The following is a 19472-nucleotide window of genomic DNA, read 5'->3' on the forward strand; positions in this document are numbered from 1 at the left end:
GTGGAGCTGATCGACACCCACACCCACCTGGACTTCGCGGACTTCAACAGCGACCGCGGCGAAGTCCTCGCCCACAGCCGTGCACTCGGTGTGCGGCGCATGGTGGTGCTGGGGGTGTATCAGCAGAATTGGCAGCGGTTGTGGGATCTGGTGCAAGCGGATGAAGGTTTGTTCGCAGCCTTTGGCCTGCACCCGGTGTATCTCGATGACCATCGCCCCGCCGACCTGGTGGAACTGGGGGATTGGCTGACCCGCCTGCACGGCCATCGGCAACTGTGTGCAGTGGGCGAGATCGGCCTGGATTACTTTCTCGAACACCTGGACCGCGAGCGCCAGCAAAACCTGTTTGAAGCCCAGCTGAAACTCGCCGCAGACTTCCAACTGCCGGCGCTGCTGCACGTACGCCGCAGCCACGCGGCCGTGATCGCCACCCTCAAGCGCATCCGCCTGCCACGGGGCGGCATCATCCATGCCTTCGCCGGCAGCTCGGAGGAAGCCCGCGAATACATCAAGCTGGGCTTCAAACTCGGCCTGGGCGGCGCGGCCACCTGGCCCCAGGCGTTGCGCATGCATAAGGTGCTGGCGCAGTTGCCGCTGGACAGCGTGGTGCTGGAGACCGACTCGCCGGATATGGCCCCCGCCATGTACCCCGGCCAGCGCAATAGCCCGCAGCACCTGCCGGATATTTGCCGCGCCCTCGCGGAGCGTATGGGCATCGAACCGTTATTGCTCGCGCAGGCGAGTACACGCAATGCGTGCGAGCTGTTCGATTGGTAGCCGGCTGACGCTATGCAGGTTGAGGGTCATGCGTTGCCGGTAGCGGGCATAACGCAATACCAGGAAATGAATCAGCACCGTTACCAGCGAGATATTGAACTGCCCGATCACGCTGACCAGCCCCACCCACTCGGCCACCAACGCCACCAGCAAGGCCGCGCAGGTCAGGATGATCATGCTCGGGCGCACCAAGGCCCACTGGTTCAAGGCGCGGAACTGACACAGCTGTTTTTGGCTGACCAGCCTGAGACACGACTGGCAATACGTGCATTCAAAGGGTTCGTCGATGGCGATGGAATTTAATTGCCAAGGCTTTAGTTCAAACGTCATGTTGCATTGGGCGCAATGGCCTCGAATGCCGATTATTGCGGTCATCGCCGAGTCTCCCGAGACCGTGGTTAGATGAAACAAAATCTCACCAACTCAGGTCGCAAGGAAAGATCAGCAAGCAAATCAAGACAAACGCCACGCCTATCAAGATTAAATCCTACTCTCGATTCCTACACTCGAAATGCCCCAATCAGTTGCTTCAACTCAATCACCTGCATCGACAACTGCCGGCTGGCCGCTTCGGTCTGATGCGCACCGTGGGCCGCATGCTCGCCAGCGCGATTGATTTCAACGATGTTCTGGTCGATATCGTGGGCGACCGCCGTTTGCTGCTCCACGGCGGCAGCAATCTGCTGGTTCTGATCGACGATCATGCCTACAGCGCCGAGGATGTTTTCCAAGGCCTGCTGGACTTTTTCCGACTGCCCCACCGTGCCATTCGCCATTTCATGACTGCTGCCCATGGCCTTCACCGCTGCGGCCACGCCGTTGTGCAAGCGGCTGATCATCTGCTCGATTTCTTCGGTGGAGTGTTGCGTGCGCCGGGCCAGGGTGCGCACCTCATCGGCCACCACTGCAAAGCCACGCCCCTGCTCGCCGGCACGCGCGGCCTCGATGGCGGCATTGAGCGCCAACAGGTTGGTTTGCTCGGCAATGCTTTTGATCACTTCCAACACGCTGCTGATGGACTGGCTGTCGGTGGCCAATTGGTTGATGACCCGCACCGATTGGTCGATCTCCGAGGCGAGCCGCGCGATGCTGCCCTGCTGGGATTGCACCAGGCTGCGCCCGCTGACGGTTTCATCGTTGACGCTGTGGGCGCTGCTGACCGCCGCCGCCGCGCTGCGCGCCACTTCCTGGGCGGTGGACGACATCTGGTTCATCGCCGTCGCCACTTGTTCGATCTGACTGCGCTGGCCGGACACCGCGTGGTTACTCTGGGCCGATACCGTCTCCACCTGGCCGGCCTGGACTTCGACCTGGCTGACGGTGTGGCCGACGCGTTCGATCAGGTCATGGATTTTCGCCACGGTGCCGTTGAACACCTGGCCCAGCTCGCCCAGTTCATCGCGGCTATGGGCAACGAAAGTGACCGTCATATCGCCCGCCGCGACTTTGTCCATCATCGCGCCCAGGCGGCGCAGGGTGGTGCGGGTGGACGCGTAGAAGCCTGCGTACAGATAGAAGATCAGCAAAAACACCGCCGAGAGGGCGCAAACCAGCCCGATCATGTGCGTGCGGTTTTGCGCCAGCCGCTGCTCCAACTGCTGCCCGAGGAAGGTCAGGGTCGCCTCGTCGAGTTGGTAGGTCTGGGCCATCAGTTGGCTGACGTGGTCGTAGAACCCTTTCCAAGGCGCGTCGAGGGTTTCGGCCATGACCACCTGTTCTTCAAACAGCTCGCTGCCTTGCTTGAGGCTGGCATTGCTCGCCTGGGCCAGGCCATCGAGCGCGGCGTGGGCGGCCTTGCTGGAACCCAGGGCATCCTGCAATTTCAGCGCGTATTCGCCGTGGAGTTTTTCCAGTTGCTGCAGGAGTTCGTCAAAGCGCGTGCTGGAGGATGAGTTGAGAAAACCCTGGCCCAGGGAATACGCGCCCATCGCCCGGCCTTCGCCGAGGGTCTGGGTGACTTGCGGGGTGATACTGGTGATCAGCTCGGTGAGTTGGCGCAAATCGCCCTGGGGGTCGCGGCTCAGGCCGGACTGACTGGCAATCACCTGGCTGAGCATTTGCGCCTTGTTGAGCAACTTGCCGATCAGCGCGCTTTTGCTCAGCAACGAGGTTTCCTGTTGCTGGGCCTTGAAGGCGGCAATCAACTCATCGCGCTTGGCGTCAAACGCAGCGATTTGCTCGGGCTCGGTGGCCATCGCATTGAGGCTTTGCAGGCGGCTCAGCACACTCTGTTCCAAGGCGCTAATCTTGCCCTCCAGGTCACCGGCCTTGCCGGACTGGCCGAGGGTCGCGTTGATCTGCACCTGGTTGTTCAAGGTTTCGAGGTCGCGGCGCAGGGCCAGGCTGCTGCCGAGCAAATCCAGGCTTTGCAATTCGATGCGCGTGCCCTGGAATTCGCGCCAGGAGTCGCGCACAAGGTAATAGTTGGTGGCCAGCATCGGCAGCAGGAACAACACGCTGATCAGGCTGAATTTCATGCCGAAGCTCAAGCGATTCATCAGCGCGACGGCGGGATAGAGCAAGCTCTTCACAGGTGAACTCCCTTTCTTTTATTTTTATTGAGGCGCAGGGCAGCGGCAGAACGCCATCACCTATATAGCTCAATTTGAAAGGGAGTTTTGTAACGTAAGGTTAACGACCGCCAAGACACCACAAAACAAATGTGGGAGCGGGCTTGCTCGCGAATGCGTTGGGTCAGTCAACATATCCTTCGACTGACCCACCGCATTCGCGAGCAAGCCCGCTCCCACATTTTTGACCGCGTTCACTTGATTAGGGCAACACGGTCCAGATCGCAAAGCCGGCATACCACAGCACCGCCGCACGCAGCAGCAGTTCCCACAGCCGGTCCAGGCTGTTGATGCCGTCGGCGCCTACCACCGGTGGTGGGATTTCGGCGGCGACCAGGCCAACTTTCTCCACCAACTGAGCCGCGCTGATATCCCAACTCAGCAGTTCGTGGAGCATCACGCGGCTGACCGCGACGAAGTTGCCCACCAGGGCAAAGCTGGCCGCCAGCAAGCGCACCGGCAGCCAGTCAAAGGCATGGCGCAGTTGCCCGGCGCGCTCGGCCACCAGCGGGTTTTTACTGTGCTCGCTAGCCAATGCCAACAGGCGATACGCCAGTGCAGCAACCGGGCCCAGCAGGAAGTACCAAAAGATCACCGCAAAAAAGCTCTGGTACGCCTGCCACAGCAAATGCCCTTGAACGCGTTCGAGCAGTTGTTCGCCACTGTCGGCGCCCAGGTTCAGGTCGCGCTCAGCCACGTGCTCGGCGGCTTGCAGGTCGCCACGCCGCCAGGCGTCACGAAACGGCCCGAGCCCGGCCAATAGATCGCCACGCCCCAGGCTGTAGATCACCACCAACAGGTGTACCGGCAGGGCCAGCAGGCCGTAGGCCACGGGTTCCAGCACCAGCAGCAACAGCGCCAGCAATGCCACGGGCAGCAACACCAGCAGCACCAGGATCAGCCAAGGCTGCTTGCCCATGCGCGGGCTCGATTCCAGCTTGGCCAGCTCGCGCAGCCATCCACCATCGCGCTGCAACCGCTGGCGCAAGGCCGAGAATTTCTCGATCCACACTGCCAGCACCAATACCAGGAAACTCATTGTGCGTGTCCTCCATCCTGCAGGGCGCCGCGAAAGCGCGCCCAATCAAAAGCCGGGCCGGGGTCGGTCTTGCGCCCCGGGGCGATATCGCTGTGACCACAAATACGCTGGCGGGTAATGCCGGGATAAGCCGCCAGCAATTGACGGGTCAGGTCGATCAGCGCCGTGTATTGGGCGTCGGTGAACGGCAAATCATCCGTGCCTTCCAACTCGATACCCAGGGAAAAGTCATTGCACGTCTCACGGCCCTCGAAACACGAGACCCCGGCATGCCAGGCCCGGTCGATGCAGGACACAAACTGCGTCACGGCGCCGTCGCGTTCAATCAGAAAATGCGCAGACACGCGTAGGTCGGCGATCCCTTCAAAGTAAGGGTGTTCCGTGACATCCAGGCGGTTCTGGAAAAATTCCTGCACCTTGCCGGTGGCAAACTGCGCCGGTGGCAGGCTGATGTTATGCACCACCAACAGCGAGATTTCGCCGGCGGGGCGCTCGTTGAAGTTGGGCGAAGGGCAATGACGGATGCCCTTGCACCAACCGCTGAGGGGGTCCAACTGCATACAGGGTCCTTGAGCGTGACAAAGTGTGACCAGTATGCCGCGTTCAGCCCTGTGGTTGCGATGGTTTGCCGCGATTGAGTTGGCGCAGGTTGCCCAACACCGAGGCCAGCGCCCGGTCAAACAACAGCCCGTCGTCAAGCCTGCGCAGGGCGCCACGCTTGAATGCCTGGGCCAATTGGCCGAGGTTTTTCTCAAGCACCTTGAGGCCGCTGTGGTTGATGAAAATGTAACGATTGGCCGGCGCCACAATCGCCGTCAACTTGCAGCGCAGCACGACGTCGGGGCCTTGCTGGAACTCTATCCAGTCACCGATGCGCATCTGCAGGGCACTGATCAGGTCGGGGTCATCACCCGGCAAGTCCTGGGCGGTGTCGGGCAACTCGGTGCCAAAGGTGAAAGGCTCACGAACAACGCTCAACACTTCGACGCCCGTCAGGGGCTGCACGTGCAATACCTGCAAGCGCACAAAAAATTCACGGGTGCTGAAAGGGTCAAACGCGGCGCTGGTCAAGCCGTCGCGCAACGCTTTGAGCAGCCCCGGCAGGCGCTCCAGCAGATGCCGCCCAGCCTCGGTGTCGCTTTGCAGGCCCACGCTCCAGATCAACTCATCCAGGGTGCGCAGCGCCGACTGCCACTGCACCGACTGCTCGCCATGCTTGAGGCTGGCCAGCAACATCACCTGGCTCCACGCCTGCTGTATAAATTGCACCACTGCGGGCGGCAATGCCTTGCCCAGCAGCCGTTGATTCAGCACCTGGGCAACCCGCTCGCGGGACGCGTCGTTCAGCACCCGCACTTGCTCAGCGTCACGGGTGTGCTGCTCGACCAGTTCGCTGCGGCGCTGCTCATCGGCAATAAATTCCGAGAACTGCGCGAGCAACAGGGAAAAAATCGCCGGATCTTCGACAAACTCATTCAGCAGACGCTGCACGACTTGCTCGATATGCAGGTACAGGCTGTCACGCTGATAATCTTCCCGTGGGCTCCACTTCGCGGCGGCACAACCGACTTCATTGAGCAGCCGCCGTACCGGGTGGCTGGGGCGGCTGAAAAAACTCTTATCCAGCACCGCGACTTTAAGCAGCGGAATCTGCAACCGGGCAATCAACGCCCTGAGCGCCCCCGGCAAGTTGCGGTCCTTGCGGATGAACTCGAACAGCATGGCCATCAGGTTGATCACGTCTTCGTCCGCAACCTCCACCACCCGGGACTTGCCGCTCTTGACGCTGACCCGGGTCAGCAACTGCCCAAGCTGGTTGCGCAGGTCAACATCGTCCTCGGTGTCTGGGGTGGGCACGTACTGCTGCAAATGGGACAGCAGCCGCAGCAGGTCGCGCGTGGCGATCGGCTGAAGTTCGGCGCTGGCTTCCAGGGTCGGCGCCACGCTGCCACGCACGGCCTTGAGCAGTTCCTGCAAGGCGCCGAACGCTTGTTGGCCGTTTGCGTCCAGCGGTGCATCGGTGGCCGGCACGCTGTCTTTACGCAAGTCTTCACGGGCAGCCCGCCCGCCGGGGCGCCGCGAGGGCGCCGCCTTGAGCTCAGGCAACACGCCGGTGGCGACCAACAGCTGATTGGCTTCGCCATACAGTTGATCGGCGTCGCTGAGCACGTACTTCTCAAACAGCTTGAGCATGATCAGCTTGACGCGGATTTCCACCCCCAGGCTGCGCCCCGCCCGCAGGAAGAACTCGCACAACAGTGCCGGCCCCAATGGGTTCTCGCGCTCATCCAGGCCCTTGACCAGCACGGCACTCAAGCGCGCCGTCAATTGCCCCAGGGCCAGGCCGTCGCGGTGTCGCACCCGCCCCAACATGGCCTCCAGCGCCACGGCTTTCTCCAACTCGTCGCGGGATGTGCCCGGCACCGCGTCGTAGGACACCACCGGCACCAACTGCCGCTCACCCTGCCCCGCCAGGCCCAGGTTGGCGAAGGCAGCGAACAGCTGCTCCATGAACACGCGCTCGAAATTCTTGCGCTTGAGGCGCAGGTCGCGCATGGCTTCAAAGAAAATATGGTGATCGAGGTTGTTGCGCGCCTTGTCGGCCATTTCGAAGAGGGTGTCGTCGGCGTTATCGAACAGTTCCTGCAGACCTTGCTGCAACTGCTGCGCGGCCTTGTCACGGACCTGCATCAACACCACCGGCAAGCGCGCGAGCGGCGATGGCATAGCCTGTGCCTTGTTGATTGGCACCACCTTTCCGTCATTGTGCATCCTGGCCTCCTGATACGGCGGTGTCTGTTGGGGAATGATGGCGCGGGCGCTGCGCGATTCCAGTCATCACCAGGACGTCAAAGCTATGACGCCAATTGCAAGGCGCGAGATTATCTTGCAAATGGGGGTAGTTGCGCCAGCAAACTCTGTCATTCGGCTGTAATTGAGCGGTGGGTTATGGGTTCGAACGCACACTGCCCCTATAATCCAGGCACTTTGTTTGTGGAGCCTGTTATGCCGAATCTCCGTCTTGCCGACCTCACCGCCGAAATCGAAGCCAACGTGCGCCGCGCGCTGCTCGAAGATATCGGCAGCGGCGATATCACCGCGCAATTGATCCCGGCCGAACGGCTGGCCAAGGCCACGATCATTACCCGCGATGCGGCGGTGATTGCCGGCACTGCCTGGGTAGATGCGGTATTCCGTCAGTTGGACCCACGGGTTGCCGTGCATTGGCAGGTGGCCGACGGTGAACGTGTCAGCCCCAACCAGGCGCTGTTCCACCTCGAAGGCCCGGCCCGCTCGCTGCTCAGTGGCGAGCGCAGCGCGCTGAACTTCCTGCAACTGCTCTCTGGCGTGGCGACCCGCGCCCAGTTCCTGGCGGACTTTGTCGCCAGCACCCAGGTCAAGCTGCTGGACACCCGCAAGACATTGCCGGGCCTGCGCCTGGCGCAGAAATATGCGGTCACTTGCGGCGGCTGTCACAACCACCGTATCGGTTTGTATGACGCCTTCCTGATCAAGGAAAACCATATTGCCGCCTGCGGTGGCATTGCCCAGGCCATTACGGCCGCCCACAAGATCGCGCCGGGCAAACCGGTGGAAATCGAAGTGGAAAGCCTGGAGGAGTTGCGTGAGGCGCTGGCGGCGGGCGCCGACATCATCATGCTCGACGAACTGAGCCTGGACGATATGCGTGAAGCGGTTCGCCTGAATGCGGGCAAAGCCAAGCTGGAAGCCAGCGGCGGGATCAATGAAAGCACGCTGCTGCCCATCGCTGAAACCGGCGTGGACTACATCTCCATCGGCGCGATGACCAAGGATGTGAAGGCGGTGGATTTGTCGATGCGCCTCAGTCTCTGAGGCAATGCACTAGCGCGCTGTTGTGGCGAGGGAGCTTGCTCCCGCTGGAGTGCGAAGCGCTCCCAAAATCTTGGGGCCGCTACGCAGCCCAGCGGGAGCAAGCTCCCTCACCACGGCAAACTCGCCGTGCCTGGCTTAGACCACCAGATTATTCATCTCGCAATACTCTTCCCACTCAACACCCAGCACTTCCGCTGCCTCCTTGTGCAAGGCCAGCCGTGCGGTGTCGAATTCGTCCGCTGTCGAGGTGTACTTGAGGGTCAGCTCCCAAGGCTGCAAGCCCTGGCTCTCTGCTTCATCCTCGAATGCCCACTGGATCTGGTCACGCTGGTCATCAGCGCTCAGGTCCTTGATCTCTTCTTTAAGCTGCGGCGTGCCTTCAAGGTATTTCTTGAGGGCTTCTGCGTGCCGAACTTCCTGGGTCATTTCAGTCGTGGTCATGTCGTTCTCTTAGATCGAGGAATGGGGATGCATCTGGGTCATCAAGGTTGCGCAGATACAAAAGAGCGGGCGTGAATACCGACTCGTCTGGCCTTCAGAACCATTCTGGGATCATCTGAAAACAGTGCTGCCTTTTTGCCCGAGACAGGAATCGAACCTGCGACCTTCGCGTTACGAGTGCGCTGCTCTACCAACTGAGCTACACGGGCGGTGGGCTAAAGCTAGCACCGCATCGGGTGTCCGGCAACTCACGACCCAGGCAGTGCAATCACCCCCTGGGCCCAGAAGCGCGGCTGGAGGCGGTTGTGGGTGTCGCCGACATAACGTTGCTGGGCCTGCGCGATGTGCGGCACATCACGAACGGCAACAACTATCAGCAGACCAACGGCCAACACGCTCAACAGTTTCCACAGGTGACTGACCGGTGCCGGTAATGCAGTTGGCGCCACCGCCCAGCAGTGCAACGCCATCAGCCAACCCACCACCAACGCCAACCACAGCTGGGAAATGGGCATCACGATCACGCCATCGACCATGGACTGCGTCAGCGCGCCGACTAATGCGGCAAACAGGCAAAGGCGCAATACGTCCGAACGCTGCGCCGACAACGCCCGCTCACGCAGCACGCTGAAGGTGGCCCAACCGCCGCGCCAGGCCAATACGGCTACGCACAGCGTCGAGGGCACGCCCCACTCACTGGCCCATTGGAGGATCGCCTGATGAGGATGGGTCGCCACGTCGTTAGGGATGTCGGCAAACTGCATCGGCCCAAAACCCAACCAAGGGCGCTCGACGATCATGTGCCAGGCCTGCCACCAGATCTCGGCACGCCCCGACAGTGAAGTGGTGAGGCGATCGCCGGCATCGCTGGAGGTCTCGATACCCAAATATCCCGCCAGCATCGTGAACAACAGCCAGTACAGCAATAGGCCACCGCCCACCGCCGCCAGTTGCCAGGCCAACCAACGTCGCCCAAAGGGCCCCAACGCCACCAGCAAGACACCCGCCGCGCCCATGCCGAGCCATGTGCCCCGTGTCCCCCCGCTGATGGCGATCAACCACCACACCGATAGCAAGGCAAACACACCAACGCGCAAGGAACGAGGGAGCTTGGGCATCAGCAGGGGCAGTGCCAGCAATGGCAGGGTGAAGGTCTGAAATTGACCGTAGAAACGCTTGTTGGAGAAACCCGACAGCAACAGATCGAGGTCCAGCACGCGCTGGCCACTGCTGAATGCCTGCATCACTGCATGCAGGTATTGGCTCGACTTGATCAGGCACAGCAGCACAACAACCAGCAGCAGGACACGGTCCAGCGGCTCGCCGCCATAGCGGCGAAGCGTGGCGAACGCCAGCGCAATCACGCCACAACTGACCAGCAACGCCACCTCGGTGAACGCCCAGAGCGGCCGGTGGGCCAGGGCCGAAGACAGCAGGCCCAGAGCGATCACCAGCCCCAGGCCGAGGGCGGTGGGCCGGTCCACCCACGCCGTGTTGGGGGCCGCCAGCCCATACAGCAGTGCGCCCAGCGCCAGGGCAATCTGCAGCGCGCGTTGCAGGTCGTGCCCACTGAAAGGGGCACAGACCCCTAGCACCAGCAAGCACACCGCCAGCACCAGGAACACATTACCGCGCTGCTGTATGGAAAACGCCATCAGCCACCTCTACGTCCGTGTGGATGGTTGGACCGTTACGCCCCGTTGGCGCCGCAGCCCTTGGCGACGTATTTTTCTTCGGCGTTGGTCGCACATTTCCAGCCCTTGGTCGCATCGCGGGTCAAGGTGATGGCCTTGCCCAGCACCGGTGCCGGGGCGTCGAGGATTTCGCAGCTGATGGAACCGACGCCCGTGGCCACATCCCCTGCCACGTCGATCTTGCAATTGGCGGTCGGGCTGGTGCCACCGATCAAGGCCACGGTGGGCACTGTGCCTTGGTTGAAAACGTCCTCGTAACCCGCCTTCAACGCCGTGATTTCAGCCAGCCCCGCCGTGAACTTGGCCTTGGCCTGGTGCGTGGTGTACATCGGCAAGCCGATGGTGGCCAAAATGCCGATGATTGCCACGACGATCAGCAACTCGATCAAGGTAAAGCCTTTCTGACGTATCACATTCACTCTCCAGAATAGAACCTATGACAAGGCGCGTCCTGCGCCCCGTAGTGTGCAGCGGCGCCAGTGTACTCATCCACAACGGGGCAAGCGCCTGCAAGACGCACATTCTGACATTTTATCGTGCGCGGCCAACCCGTCCGAATCCGTCACCTGACTAAGCTATAAATCTTCAACTCCCCGCATGCGGAACCGTGACATGGACAACGCTTCAACGATCTACGCCTGGGAAGGCACCAACCGCAAAGGGCGCAGGGTCTACGGGCAAACCGCTGGCCACAACCCCACGTTGATCAAGGCGCAGCTGCGCCAGCAAGGGATCTGCCCTGGGCGCGTGCGCAAGCGCACCAGTGCCTTGCCGAGCCTCACAGCACCGATCAAACCGCTGGATATCGCCCTCTTCACCCGCCAACTGGCCACATTGCTGAAAGCGGGAATCCCTCTGCTGCAAGCCCTCGACATTGTCAGCGAAGGCTTCGAAAACCCGCGCATGCAAGCACTGGTAAACGGCTTGAAACAAGAGATCGCCGCCGGCACCAACCTGGCTACGGCGTTGCGTAAACAGCCACGCTATTTCGATGAGTTGTACTGCAACCTGGTTGCGGCAGGCGAACAAGCTGGCGCCCTGGAAGCACTGCTGGAACGCGTGGCGATACACCTGGAGAAAACCCAGCAGCTCAAGGCGCGAGTCAAGCAGGCCATGACCTATCCCGCAGCGGTGCTGGTGGTCGCAGGCGTGGTCTGTACGCTGCTGCTGATGCACGTGGTGCCGCAATTCCAGAGCCTGTTCGCCGGCGTCGACGGTGAACTGCCCGGCTTTACCCTGGGGGTGATTGCCCTGTCCGAATGCCTGCAACGCGCCTGGTGGATCGTCGCGCTTTGCCTGGGTGTAGCAATGGCCACGCTGCGCCAGGCTTATCGCGTGTCCCCGGGGTTTCGTCACGGGTTGCAAGCCGGTTTATTGAAAGCGCCCCTGGCAGGCACACTGCTGAAAAAATCCGCCGTCGCCCGCTACGCTCGAACACTCTCGACTACGTTTACCGCAGGCGTTCCCCTGGTGCAGGCCCTGGACTCAGTGGCCGGGGCTGTCGGCAACGGGCCATTCAGACTCGCCATCGAGCGCATGCGCCATGATGTCGCCACCGGCATCCAGTTGAATCAAGCCATGAGCGGCAGCGGCCTGTTTCCCCGAATGGCGATCCAGATGACGATCATCGGCGAAGAGTCCGGTACGCTGGACCGTATGCTGGAAAAGGTCGCCAGCCACTACGAGGCTGACGTAGACAGCCTGGTGGATAGACTCACAAGCTTGATGGAGCCGCTGATCATGGTCGTGCTGGGAAGCATTGTCGGGGGACTGGTGATTGCGATGTATCTGCCGGTGTTTCAATTGGGGAGCGCATTTTGAGCTTGCTGCTGAGTGAACAACCGTGGCTTTTTGTTGGTATGGCGCTGGTGCTGGGCCTGATCGTCGGCAGCTTTCTCAACGTGCTGGTATGGCGCTTGCCGAAAATGCTCGAACGTGAATGGCGCACCCAGGCCCAGGAAGTCCTCGGCCTGCCGACCGAACCGGCCGGGCCGACCTACAACCTGATGTTTCCCAATTCCTGCTGCCCCCATTGCAGCCAGCCGATTCGCCCCTGGGAAAACATCCCCGTGCTCAGCTACCTGATGCTCCGGGGGCGCTGCGCCCACTGCCGTGGACCGATCAGTGGGCGTTACCCCTTCACCGAACTGGCCTGTGCGCTGATTTCGGCCATGGTCGCCTGGCATTTCGGTTTTGGCTGGCAAGGCGCGGCGATCATGCTGCTGAGTTGGGGGCTGCTGGCGATGAGCCTGATCGATGCAGATCACCAACTGTTGCCGGATGTATTGGTGCTGCCGCTGTTGTGGCTGGGGCTGATCCTCAACAGCTTCGACTTGCAGGTGACGCTGGCCGATGCCGTATGGGGCGCAGTGGCCGGTTACATGAGCCTGTGGTCGGTGTTCTGGCTATTCAAGCTGGCCACCGGCAAAGACGGCATGGGCCATGGCGACTTCAAGTTGCTGGCCATGCTCGGCGCCTGGGGCGGCTGGCAAATCCTGCCGATGACCTTGCTGATGTCATCGCTTCTCGGGGTGATGGGCGGGCTTATCCTGATGCGCCTGCGCAAGACCCAGGCGTCGGCCCCCATGCCGTTCGGCCCCTATCTGGCAATTGCCGGCTGGATTGCATTGCTCTGGGGTGGTCAAATAACCGACTTCTATTTGCAGTCTGTCGGTTTCAGATGACCACTTCTGTTGCAACACCCTGGATTCTTGGCCTCACCGGCGGCATCGGCAGCGGCAAAAGCGCGGCGGCCCAGCACTTTATCGACCTGGGCATCGACCTGGTGGACGCCGATCACGCCGCCCGCTGGGTCGTCGAACCTGGCCGGCCGGCACTGGCACGTATCGCTGAGCACTTTGGTGCGGGCGTGCTGCAACCTGACGGTCAACTGGACCGCGCCGCGTTGCGCAAGCTGATCTTTGAAGTCCCCGAACAGCGCCGCTGGCTGGAAGCCTTGCTGCACCCGTTGATTGGCGAAGAGATTCGCAGCCATCTGGCACGTGCGCAGTCGCCTTACGCGATTCTGGTGTCGCCGTTGCTGATCGAGTCCGGCCAGCACAGCATGACCCAGCGCATCCTGGTGATCGACGTGCCGCAATCGCTGCAGATTCAGCGTACCCTGCAGCGCGACGGCATCAGCGAACAGCAGGTGCAGGCGATCCTCAAGGCGCAATCAAGCCGTGAAGAGCGCCTGAAACATGCCGATGATGTGCTGGTCAATGACAAGGACCTCGCCTGGCTGCACAGCGAGGTCGAGCGACTGCACCACTTTTACCTTACTTTGCGTGGAGGCCGATCATGAGCCAACCCTTGACCGTCGATTGCCCAACCTGCGGTGCCCCCGTGGAATGGACTGCGACCAACCTCAACCGGCCGTTCTGCTCGGACCGTTGCAAACTCATCGACCTGGGTGCCTGGGCCGCAGAGGAACACAAGATCCCCGTGGCCCCGGACGCCGAAGATGAGCTGTTTTCCGAAGACCTGACGCCGCGCCACTAAGGCCGCATAAAGGCGTATTCCTGCTGGTCGTCGAGGTTCTCTGCAAGGTATTGCAGCTCGTCGGCCAGGTCTTCGAAACTGCGCACGCCCTTGCTCTGCTGCACCACCGCACTGAGCATGGCGCGCAGGGTCAAGCCTGGGTCAAAGCCGATTTCCTGTGCCGCGTCCTGACTTCTGCGCAACTCCTGCCGTGCCCACTCGTACACACTCATGATCCGTGCTCCTCGAAAATTTCGCAGAGCATGGGCCTGCGCGTGGGCGCGGGATTTGATCTGGATCAACGCGGCGAATCGTCGTCGTTCCAGGGTGCCGAGAGGTAGCGGGTGCGATTGAAGGTCTCCAGCCATTCCGGGCAGAACACCACCAACGCACTGATGACCATGCCGTTGATAAAGGCTTCGGGGAAGATGATCAGCCATAGGTAGCCGACGAAATCTTCCAGCCATTCCGGCATGGCAAACCGTCCGTCGAACCACAGCAGCCCCAGCCCCAGCAACAGACAAAGCAAGGCCGACAGCGCAGCGGCGAAAAAGCCCGAGCAGAAGATATACACAAAGGGATTGCGCGGTTGCGCGCGCTCCACCAGCAGCGCGCAGGTTTCGGTGACCAGCACCGGCAACACGACCAACAGCAGGCCGTTGATGCCGAGCGCTGCCAGGTCCTGGCGCCCCAACACCATCAAACCGAGCTGGGCGGCAAACCCGCCGACGATTGCCAAGGGCCAATCCAGCAGCAGGGTCACGGCGGTCATGCCGATAAAGTGGTAGGAGACCCCGGTATCAAAATCCCGCCGCACCAACCACAACATAAACAGCGCGAACACGGTGCCGAACAGCAAATGCTGGCGCCGTCGGTCGGCAAACAGCTCGACCCAGGGCGAACGCAGGATGGCCCATAGCACCACGGGCACAAACAGCAGCCAGCCGAGGCCCAAGGTTTGTGGTGCGAGCACTGCAGCACTGATCACGACGGCCCCCTGCTTGAATAACAGTCGAGTGAGCAGTCTACACCGACCTTTTGCAACGGGACTTCCTGCGGTCATCATTTGGACGCTAAGCTGCAAGCATGGATGACTCAGATTACTTGCGCCTGCTCACCGTAGCGGCCGAACAAGCCAATGCGTTCTTGTCCAATGCCCGCAAATGGGAGCGTGAGCGTTGGGTCTGCCAGCGCCTGCTGCAAGGCTTGAATGTGCCCTACCGGGCCGAAGAGTTTCACGCCGCCGGGCAAGAGCCGCCGGACGTGCTGTTTCGCGATGCCAGTTTCGAGGTTTTTTTTGTACTGGACGAGGGCCGGCGCCTGAACGACGAATGGCGCGACGAGTTGCTGCGCAGGCGCAGCGCCTTCTCCCTCAGCCAGTTGGTGCGGCGCGAAGCCAAGCCGCGACGCATCCCCGCCCATGAGTTCTTGCTGCGCCTGGCGCCGACGCTGCGCAAGAAGGCGCACAACTATAAAGAGCGCGGAATAGAGCTCGGGGAGCTGGACCTCATCGCCTTCACCAGCCTCAAGCGTGAAGTGCTCGACCTCAACAGCCATTTCCCGCCACCGACGGAATATCTGCGCCAGGGCTGGCGCTCGCTTTCACTGGTGGGGCCGACCTTTGCCCGCGTGCTGTTTGCCCACCCCGACGCACCGGATTTCTTGCGCAACAACCTGGGCCGCAGCATAGTGTTCGACGTGGGCATCAGCCTCTGAGCCCCCGGACTGTAACGTGGCGCCCTTTTGCAACGTCTACCTGACGAGGCCTTTATGACCAGCCGCCTGAACCCCGATGACCAACAGCATGTCGAAGAGTACCTGCAACTCTCCCAAAACCGAGTCGAGCGCAAGCCTTTCCGGCCTTGGCTGCTCCTTGGTGTGGTGCTGGTTGTGGTGATCGGCCTCGGCCTGCTGAGCCGCCTTTTGAGTTACCTGACGCTATGAGCTGCTTAGCGCTCGCGGGGGTAACTGCTCCGATTTCTTTTAGCCTTGCGAGATATCCCCATGACCCATCGTATTATTATCGTCGGCGGCGGCGCCGGCGGCCTGGAGTTGGCTACCCGCCTGGGTAAGACTCTGGGCAAGCGCGGCACCGCCAGCATCACGCTGGTAGACGCCAACCTGACCCACATCTGGAAGCCCTTGCTGCACGAAGTCGCTGCCGGTTCGCTGAATTCTTCGGAAGACGAACTCAACTATGTTGCCCAAGCCAAATGGAACCACTTCGAGTTCCAGCTGGGGCGCATGAGCGGATTGGACCGTGAACAGAAGAAAATCCAGCTGGCCGCCACCCTCGATGAAGAAGGCCGTGAGCTGGTGCCCGCGCGCGTGCTGGGTTATGACAGCCTGGTCATCGCTGTCGGCAGCACCACCAACGACTTCGGCACCGAGGGTGCGGCGCAGCACTGCCTGTTCCTCGACACGCGCAAGCAGGCCGAGCGCTTCCACCAGCAACTGCTCAACCACTATCTGCGCGCCCATGCCGGGCAAACCGATGCGGTCGAGCAGATCAGCGTCGCCATCGTCGGCGCCGGTGCCACGGGCGTCGAATTGGCCGCCGAGCTGCATAACGCCGCCCATGAACTGGCAGCCTACGGCCTGGACCGCATCAAGCCGGAAAACATGCACATCACCTTGATCGAAGCCGGACCACGGGTATTGCCCGCCCTGCCGGAGCGGATTGGCGGACCGGTGCATAAAACCCTGGAGAAGCTCGGTGTGACCGTGCTGACCAACTCGGCGGTCAGCGAAGTGACGGCCGACGCGCTGATCACCAGCAGTGGCCAGGTGATTCCCGCCAGTCTGAAGGTGTGGGCGGCGGGGATTCGCGCACCGGGTTTCCTCAAGGACATCGATGGCCTGGAAACCAACCGCATCAACCAATTGCAGGTGTTGCCGACGCTGCAAACCACCCGTGACGAGAACATTTTTGCCTTCGGCGACTGCGCGGCCTGCCCGCAACCGGGCACAGACCGCAACGTGCCGCCACGGGCCCAGGCCGCTCACCAGCAGGCTTCGCTGTTGGCCAAGTCGCTGAAGCTGCGCATCGAAGGCAAGGACTTGCCGACCTACAAATACACCGACTACGGCTCGCTGATCTCGCTGTCGCGCTTCTCGGCGGTGGGCAATCTGATGGGCAACCTGACCGGTAGCGTGATGCTGGAAGGCTGGCTGGCGCGGATGTTCTACGTGTCGCTGTACCGCATGCACCAGATGGCCCTGTACGGCTTTTTCCGCACGGCGATGCTGATGCTCGGCAGCAAGATCGGACGCGGGACTGAGCCAAGGCTCAAACTGCACTGATCGACTGCGCAGTGACAAAAAATCCCCCTATCAAACGATAGGGGGATTTTTTATTGGGCCGAATAAAACTCCGCCATATGGTCGACAAACGCCCGGACCTTCGGCGCCAGGTGCCGGGACTGCGGATAGAGGGCGTAGTAGTGGCGCTCGCCCAATGAGTAGTTGGGCAGTATCGGCACAAGCAGGCCCTGCGCCAGCTCATTACGCACCGTGGCCAGGGTGAAACAGGCAATGCCCGCCCCCGCCAATGTCGCCGCGTGCAGCGCACTGATGGTATTGCTCCTGAACCGCCCCGCCGGGGTGACCTTGACCAAGCCACCCCGCGCCGCACTCAGTTGCCAATCCGACGAGGCACCGATAAACGTCAGCAAGCGATGTTTGTCCAGTTCCTGCGCCGAACGGGGCAAGCCATGCCGGCCGATATAGCCCGGCGACGCCACCAGCACCTGCCTGGAGACTGCCAATGTGCGCGCCATCAAGGTGGTGTCCGCTAGCGCGCTGGCGATGCGTATCGCCACGTCAAACCCAGCGGCGACCAGGTCGACAAATTGATCGTCGCAATGCAGCTCAAGCTCGATATCGGGGTAACGCCGCTGAAAGCCCGGCAGCCAGTGCGGCAAGTCCAGCGTGCCCACCACCAGCGGCACACTGACCCTGAGCAAACCTTCCGGACGCTGGTGGCCCTGGGCGATGGCCTGGGAAGCCGCCCCGATACGATCGAGGATATCGACGCATGCGGCGTAGTATTGCTCCCCGGCCGAGGTCAGGCTGAAACGCCTGGTATTGCGGTTGATCAGCTGGGCGCCCAGTTCAATTTCCAGCTGTTGCAACTGCCGTGAAATCGTCGAATGCGTGGTATCCAGGCGTTCTGCGGCGGCAGAAAAACCCTTGGCCTCAACGATGCACCGAAAGGCGCGCATGGCAGATAACTGGTTCATGAAGCAGGCGATCCCTGGCTGGTCGGGGAATCAGTTAACCGGCAAGGCAATGATCTGCGACGTGCTCAGCACCGAGCCGAACGTGTCTTCGATCTCAGCCAGCGCCGAGTTGTGCAGTTCATCCTTGCTCACCGAACGGCCATCGGCGCGGGTAATCGCCCGAGTGGCGGTGGCATCGGATGCTACCACAACGTCATAGCCCAACGGCGCGGCGTCCCGGGCGGCGCCGGCGACGCAGGCGTGGGTCATCAGGCCGCTGATGATCAGGGTCTTGATGCCTGCCTGCTTCAATTGCGCATCCAGATCCGTGCTGGCAAAAACGCTGACGGAGGTTTTCTGCACAAGCTTGTCTTGTGGGCGCGGCTTCATCAGCGGGTGGAAATCGACGGTCTTGCCATTGGTGGCAAATACGGCGGCACCGTCTGGGGCGATATGCTGCACGTGAATGACTTGGATATGCTCCTTGTCGGCAAACTTGATCAGGCGCTGGGTGTTTTCCAGGGCTTTCATGCCATCGGGGATCGGCATGCGACCAGTGAAGTATTCATTCTGGAAGTCGATCACCAGCAAGGCAGTGGTTTTCGGGTCTAGACGACCAATGGCTTCGGCGCCCGACATGGCGCGGATGGTCGGGTGCGGATTCGTCGCGGTTTCGGCTGCCACGGCAAATTGACCGAGGCCCATCATCATGCCCAAGCCAACAAGCGTGGACTTGACCAGCGCAGGCAATGAACGGGCAGGCTGAACAGCAAAGAAAGGAGCGGTACGGGTCATGGTGCGAATTCCTGTTGGGTTGATTGACTGACGAGGCCCAGTCTAGGAGGACAGGCTCGCCGCACCAACGCACCAATCAGCACAATATCTGTTTGGAAACTGCACAAGTGTTGCTGAAAAAAAGGCAAAAAAAATCCCCGTATCTTTCGATACGAGGATTTTTAATATGGTCGGGGTAAGGGGATTCGAACTCCTGACATCCTGCTCCCAAAGCAGGCGCGCTACCGGACTGCGCTATACCCCGGTAAAAAAAAGGCGACCTTTCAGTCGCCTTCTTCGATCAGTGCTTTTGGCCTCTGATCTTAAGATCTGATCCCAGCGTTAACTGGTTTCAAAAATGGTGGGTCGTGTGGGATTCGAACCTACGACCAATTGGTTAAAAGCCAACTGCTCTACCAACTGAGCTAACGACCCAAAAATGGTCGGGGTAGGGGGATTCGAACTCCCGACATCCTGCTCCCAAAGCAGGCGCGCTACCGGACTGCGCTATACCCCGGTTTGAAATTGGCTCCGTGACCAGGACTCGAACCTGGGACCCAATGATTAACAGTCATTTGCTCTACCGACTGAGCTATCACGGAACTACATATTTCAAAGTACA

The 19472-nt window shown here is 61.1% G+C and carries 21 protein-coding genes and 5 tRNA genes; 9 read left to right on the top strand and 17 right to left on the bottom strand.

Annotation, left to right across the window (positions count from 1 at the left end; translation table 11 throughout):
- The gene (locus DBR46_RS19740; RefSeq protein WP_124527515.1) at positions 1-777 is read left to right on the top strand and encodes a TatD family hydrolase; all 777 of its coding nucleotides are present in this window, start codon (positions 1-3) and stop codon (positions 775-777) included.
- Here DBR46_RS19740 and DBR46_RS19745 read toward each other — a convergent pair.
- The 5 genes from DBR46_RS19745 to DBR46_RS19770 all read right to left on the bottom strand — a co-directional run bounded on the left by DBR46_RS19745 (position 724) and on the right by DBR46_RS19770 (position 7158).
- Positions 724-1152, bottom strand: a complete 429-nt coding sequence (locus tag DBR46_RS19745; RefSeq protein ID WP_124527516.1) for a hypothetical protein — start codon at positions 1150-1152, stop codon at positions 724-726. The genes DBR46_RS19740 and DBR46_RS19745 overlap by 54 nt on opposite strands.
- Before the next feature lie 125 nt (positions 1153-1277).
- Complete coding sequence (locus DBR46_RS19750; protein WP_124527517.1) at positions 1278-3308, bottom strand: methyl-accepting chemotaxis protein; 2031 nt, start codon at positions 3306-3308, stop codon at positions 1278-1280.
- A gap of 241 nt (positions 3309-3549) precedes the next feature.
- The gene (gene ampE, locus DBR46_RS19760) at positions 3550-4386 is read right to left on the bottom strand and encodes a regulatory signaling modulator protein AmpE (RefSeq protein ID WP_124527519.1); all 837 of its coding nucleotides are present in this window, start codon (positions 4384-4386) and stop codon (positions 3550-3552) included.
- Complete coding sequence (ampD, locus tag DBR46_RS19765) at positions 4383-4946, bottom strand: 1,6-anhydro-N-acetylmuramyl-L-alanine amidase AmpD (protein WP_124527520.1); 564 nt, start codon at positions 4944-4946, stop codon at positions 4383-4385. Before ampD ends, ampE begins: the two co-directional genes overlap by 4 nt.
- A 43-nt stretch (positions 4947-4989) precedes the next feature.
- Positions 4990-7158, bottom strand: coding sequence for a DUF1631 domain-containing protein (locus tag DBR46_RS19770; protein ID WP_124527521.1), 2169 nt, complete (start codon positions 7156-7158; stop codon positions 4990-4992).
- A 234-nt stretch (positions 7159-7392) separates the two neighbouring features.
- Between DBR46_RS19770 and nadC the strand changes: the two genes are divergently transcribed.
- On the top strand, positions 7393-8241 hold the full coding sequence (gene nadC / locus DBR46_RS19775) for a carboxylating nicotinate-nucleotide diphosphorylase (RefSeq protein WP_124527522.1): 849 nt from the start codon (positions 7393-7395) through the stop codon (positions 8239-8241).
- A gap of 135 nt (positions 8242-8376) precedes the next feature.
- Here the strand turns inward: nadC and DBR46_RS19780 are convergent, their stop codons facing one another.
- The 4 genes from DBR46_RS19780 to DBR46_RS19795 all read right to left on the bottom strand — a co-directional run bounded on the left by DBR46_RS19780 (position 8377) and on the right by DBR46_RS19795 (position 10786).
- A complete protein-coding gene (locus tag DBR46_RS19780; RefSeq protein WP_017737933.1) occupies positions 8377-8682 on the bottom strand; it encodes a DUF6388 family protein in 306 nt (101 codons plus the stop codon).
- Between the two features lie 136 nt (positions 8683-8818).
- A tRNA-Thr gene (locus DBR46_RS19785) sits at positions 8819-8891 on the bottom strand.
- Positions 8892-8930: 39 nt separating this feature from the next.
- Positions 8931-10337: an O-antigen ligase gene (locus DBR46_RS19790; RefSeq protein ID WP_124527523.1), complete on the bottom strand. Its 1407-nt coding sequence runs from the start codon at positions 10335-10337 to the stop codon at positions 8931-8933.
- Between the two features lie 35 nt (positions 10338-10372).
- Positions 10373-10786 carry a pilin gene (locus DBR46_RS19795; protein WP_124527545.1) on the bottom strand — a complete coding sequence of 138 codons (414 nt, stop codon included), beginning with the start codon at positions 10784-10786 and terminating at the stop codon, positions 10373-10375.
- 202 nt (positions 10787-10988) lie between these two features.
- On the opposite strand from DBR46_RS19795, the gene DBR46_RS19800 reads away from it, so the two are divergent.
- Genes DBR46_RS19800 through yacG form a run of 4 tightly spaced genes read left to right on the top strand, consistent with a single transcriptional unit; the run spans position 10989 to position 13877 of the window.
- Positions 10989-12197, top strand: coding sequence for a type II secretion system F family protein (locus DBR46_RS19800; protein WP_124527524.1), 1209 nt, complete (start codon positions 10989-10991; stop codon positions 12195-12197).
- Positions 12194-13060: an A24 family peptidase gene (locus tag DBR46_RS19805; RefSeq protein ID WP_124527525.1), complete on the top strand. Its 867-nt coding sequence runs from the start codon at positions 12194-12196 to the stop codon at positions 13058-13060. Before DBR46_RS19800 ends, DBR46_RS19805 begins: the two co-directional genes overlap by 4 nt.
- Positions 13057-13680 carry a dephospho-CoA kinase gene (coaE, locus tag DBR46_RS19810; RefSeq protein ID WP_124527526.1) on the top strand — a complete coding sequence of 208 codons (624 nt, stop codon included), beginning with the start codon at positions 13057-13059 and terminating at the stop codon, positions 13678-13680. Before DBR46_RS19805 ends, coaE begins: the two co-directional genes overlap by 4 nt.
- A complete protein-coding gene (yacG, locus tag DBR46_RS19815) occupies positions 13677-13877 on the top strand; it encodes a DNA gyrase inhibitor YacG (RefSeq protein ID WP_017737928.1) in 201 nt (66 codons plus the stop codon). Before coaE ends, yacG begins: the two co-directional genes overlap by 4 nt.
- On the opposite strand, the gene DBR46_RS19820 is transcribed toward yacG, so the two are convergent.
- Positions 13874-14089, bottom strand: a complete 216-nt coding sequence (locus DBR46_RS19820; protein WP_003171680.1) for a hypothetical protein — start codon at positions 14087-14089, stop codon at positions 13874-13876. The genes yacG and DBR46_RS19820 overlap by 4 nt on opposite strands.
- A gap of 65 nt (positions 14090-14154) precedes the next feature.
- A complete protein-coding gene (locus DBR46_RS19825; RefSeq protein WP_124527527.1) occupies positions 14155-14844 on the bottom strand; it encodes an energy-coupling factor ABC transporter permease in 690 nt (229 codons plus the stop codon).
- A gap of 98 nt (positions 14845-14942) precedes the next feature.
- On the opposite strand from DBR46_RS19825, the gene DBR46_RS19830 reads away from it, so the two are divergent.
- The 3 genes from DBR46_RS19830 to DBR46_RS19840 are packed head-to-tail and all read left to right on the top strand — an operon-like array spanning position 14943 to position 17159.
- Complete coding sequence (locus DBR46_RS19830) at positions 14943-15572, top strand: DUF1780 domain-containing protein (protein WP_016971624.1); 630 nt, start codon at positions 14943-14945, stop codon at positions 15570-15572.
- A 54-nt stretch (positions 15573-15626) separates the two neighbouring features.
- Positions 15627-15800, top strand: a complete 174-nt coding sequence (locus tag DBR46_RS19835; protein WP_016976295.1) for a DUF3094 family protein — start codon at positions 15627-15629, stop codon at positions 15798-15800.
- A gap of 60 nt (positions 15801-15860) precedes the next feature.
- Positions 15861-17159 (top strand): NAD(P)/FAD-dependent oxidoreductase, encoded by a 1299-nt coding sequence (locus tag DBR46_RS19840; protein ID WP_124527528.1) that lies wholly within the window; start codon positions 15861-15863, stop codon positions 17157-17159.
- A gap of 50 nt (positions 17160-17209) precedes the next feature.
- Here the strand turns inward: DBR46_RS19840 and DBR46_RS19845 are convergent, their stop codons facing one another.
- The 6 genes from DBR46_RS19845 to DBR46_RS19870 form a co-directional block, all read right to left on the bottom strand.
- Positions 17210-18097, bottom strand: coding sequence for a LysR family transcriptional regulator (locus DBR46_RS19845; protein WP_177414096.1), 888 nt, complete (start codon positions 18095-18097; stop codon positions 17210-17212).
- 30 nt (positions 18098-18127) lie between these two features.
- The gene (locus DBR46_RS19850) at positions 18128-18787 is read right to left on the bottom strand and encodes a cysteine hydrolase family protein (protein WP_256659342.1); all 660 of its coding nucleotides are present in this window, start codon (positions 18785-18787) and stop codon (positions 18128-18130) included.
- A 251-nt stretch (positions 18788-19038) separates the two neighbouring features.
- Positions 19039-19115: transfer RNA gene (locus DBR46_RS19855), tRNA-Pro, on the bottom strand.
- Between the two features lie 94 nt (positions 19116-19209).
- Positions 19210-19285: transfer RNA gene (locus tag DBR46_RS19860), tRNA-Lys, on the bottom strand.
- A 5-nt stretch (positions 19286-19290) separates the two neighbouring features.
- Positions 19291-19367, bottom strand: a tRNA-Pro gene (locus DBR46_RS19865).
- A 9-nt stretch (positions 19368-19376) separates the two neighbouring features.
- Positions 19377-19452, bottom strand: a tRNA-Asn gene (locus DBR46_RS19870).
- Positions 19453-19472: the final 20 nt, after the last annotated feature.

The sequence above is a fragment of the Pseudomonas sp. KBW05 genome (assembly GCF_003852405.1).
Lineage (GTDB): Bacteria > Pseudomonadota > Gammaproteobacteria > Pseudomonadales > Pseudomonadaceae > Aquipseudomonas.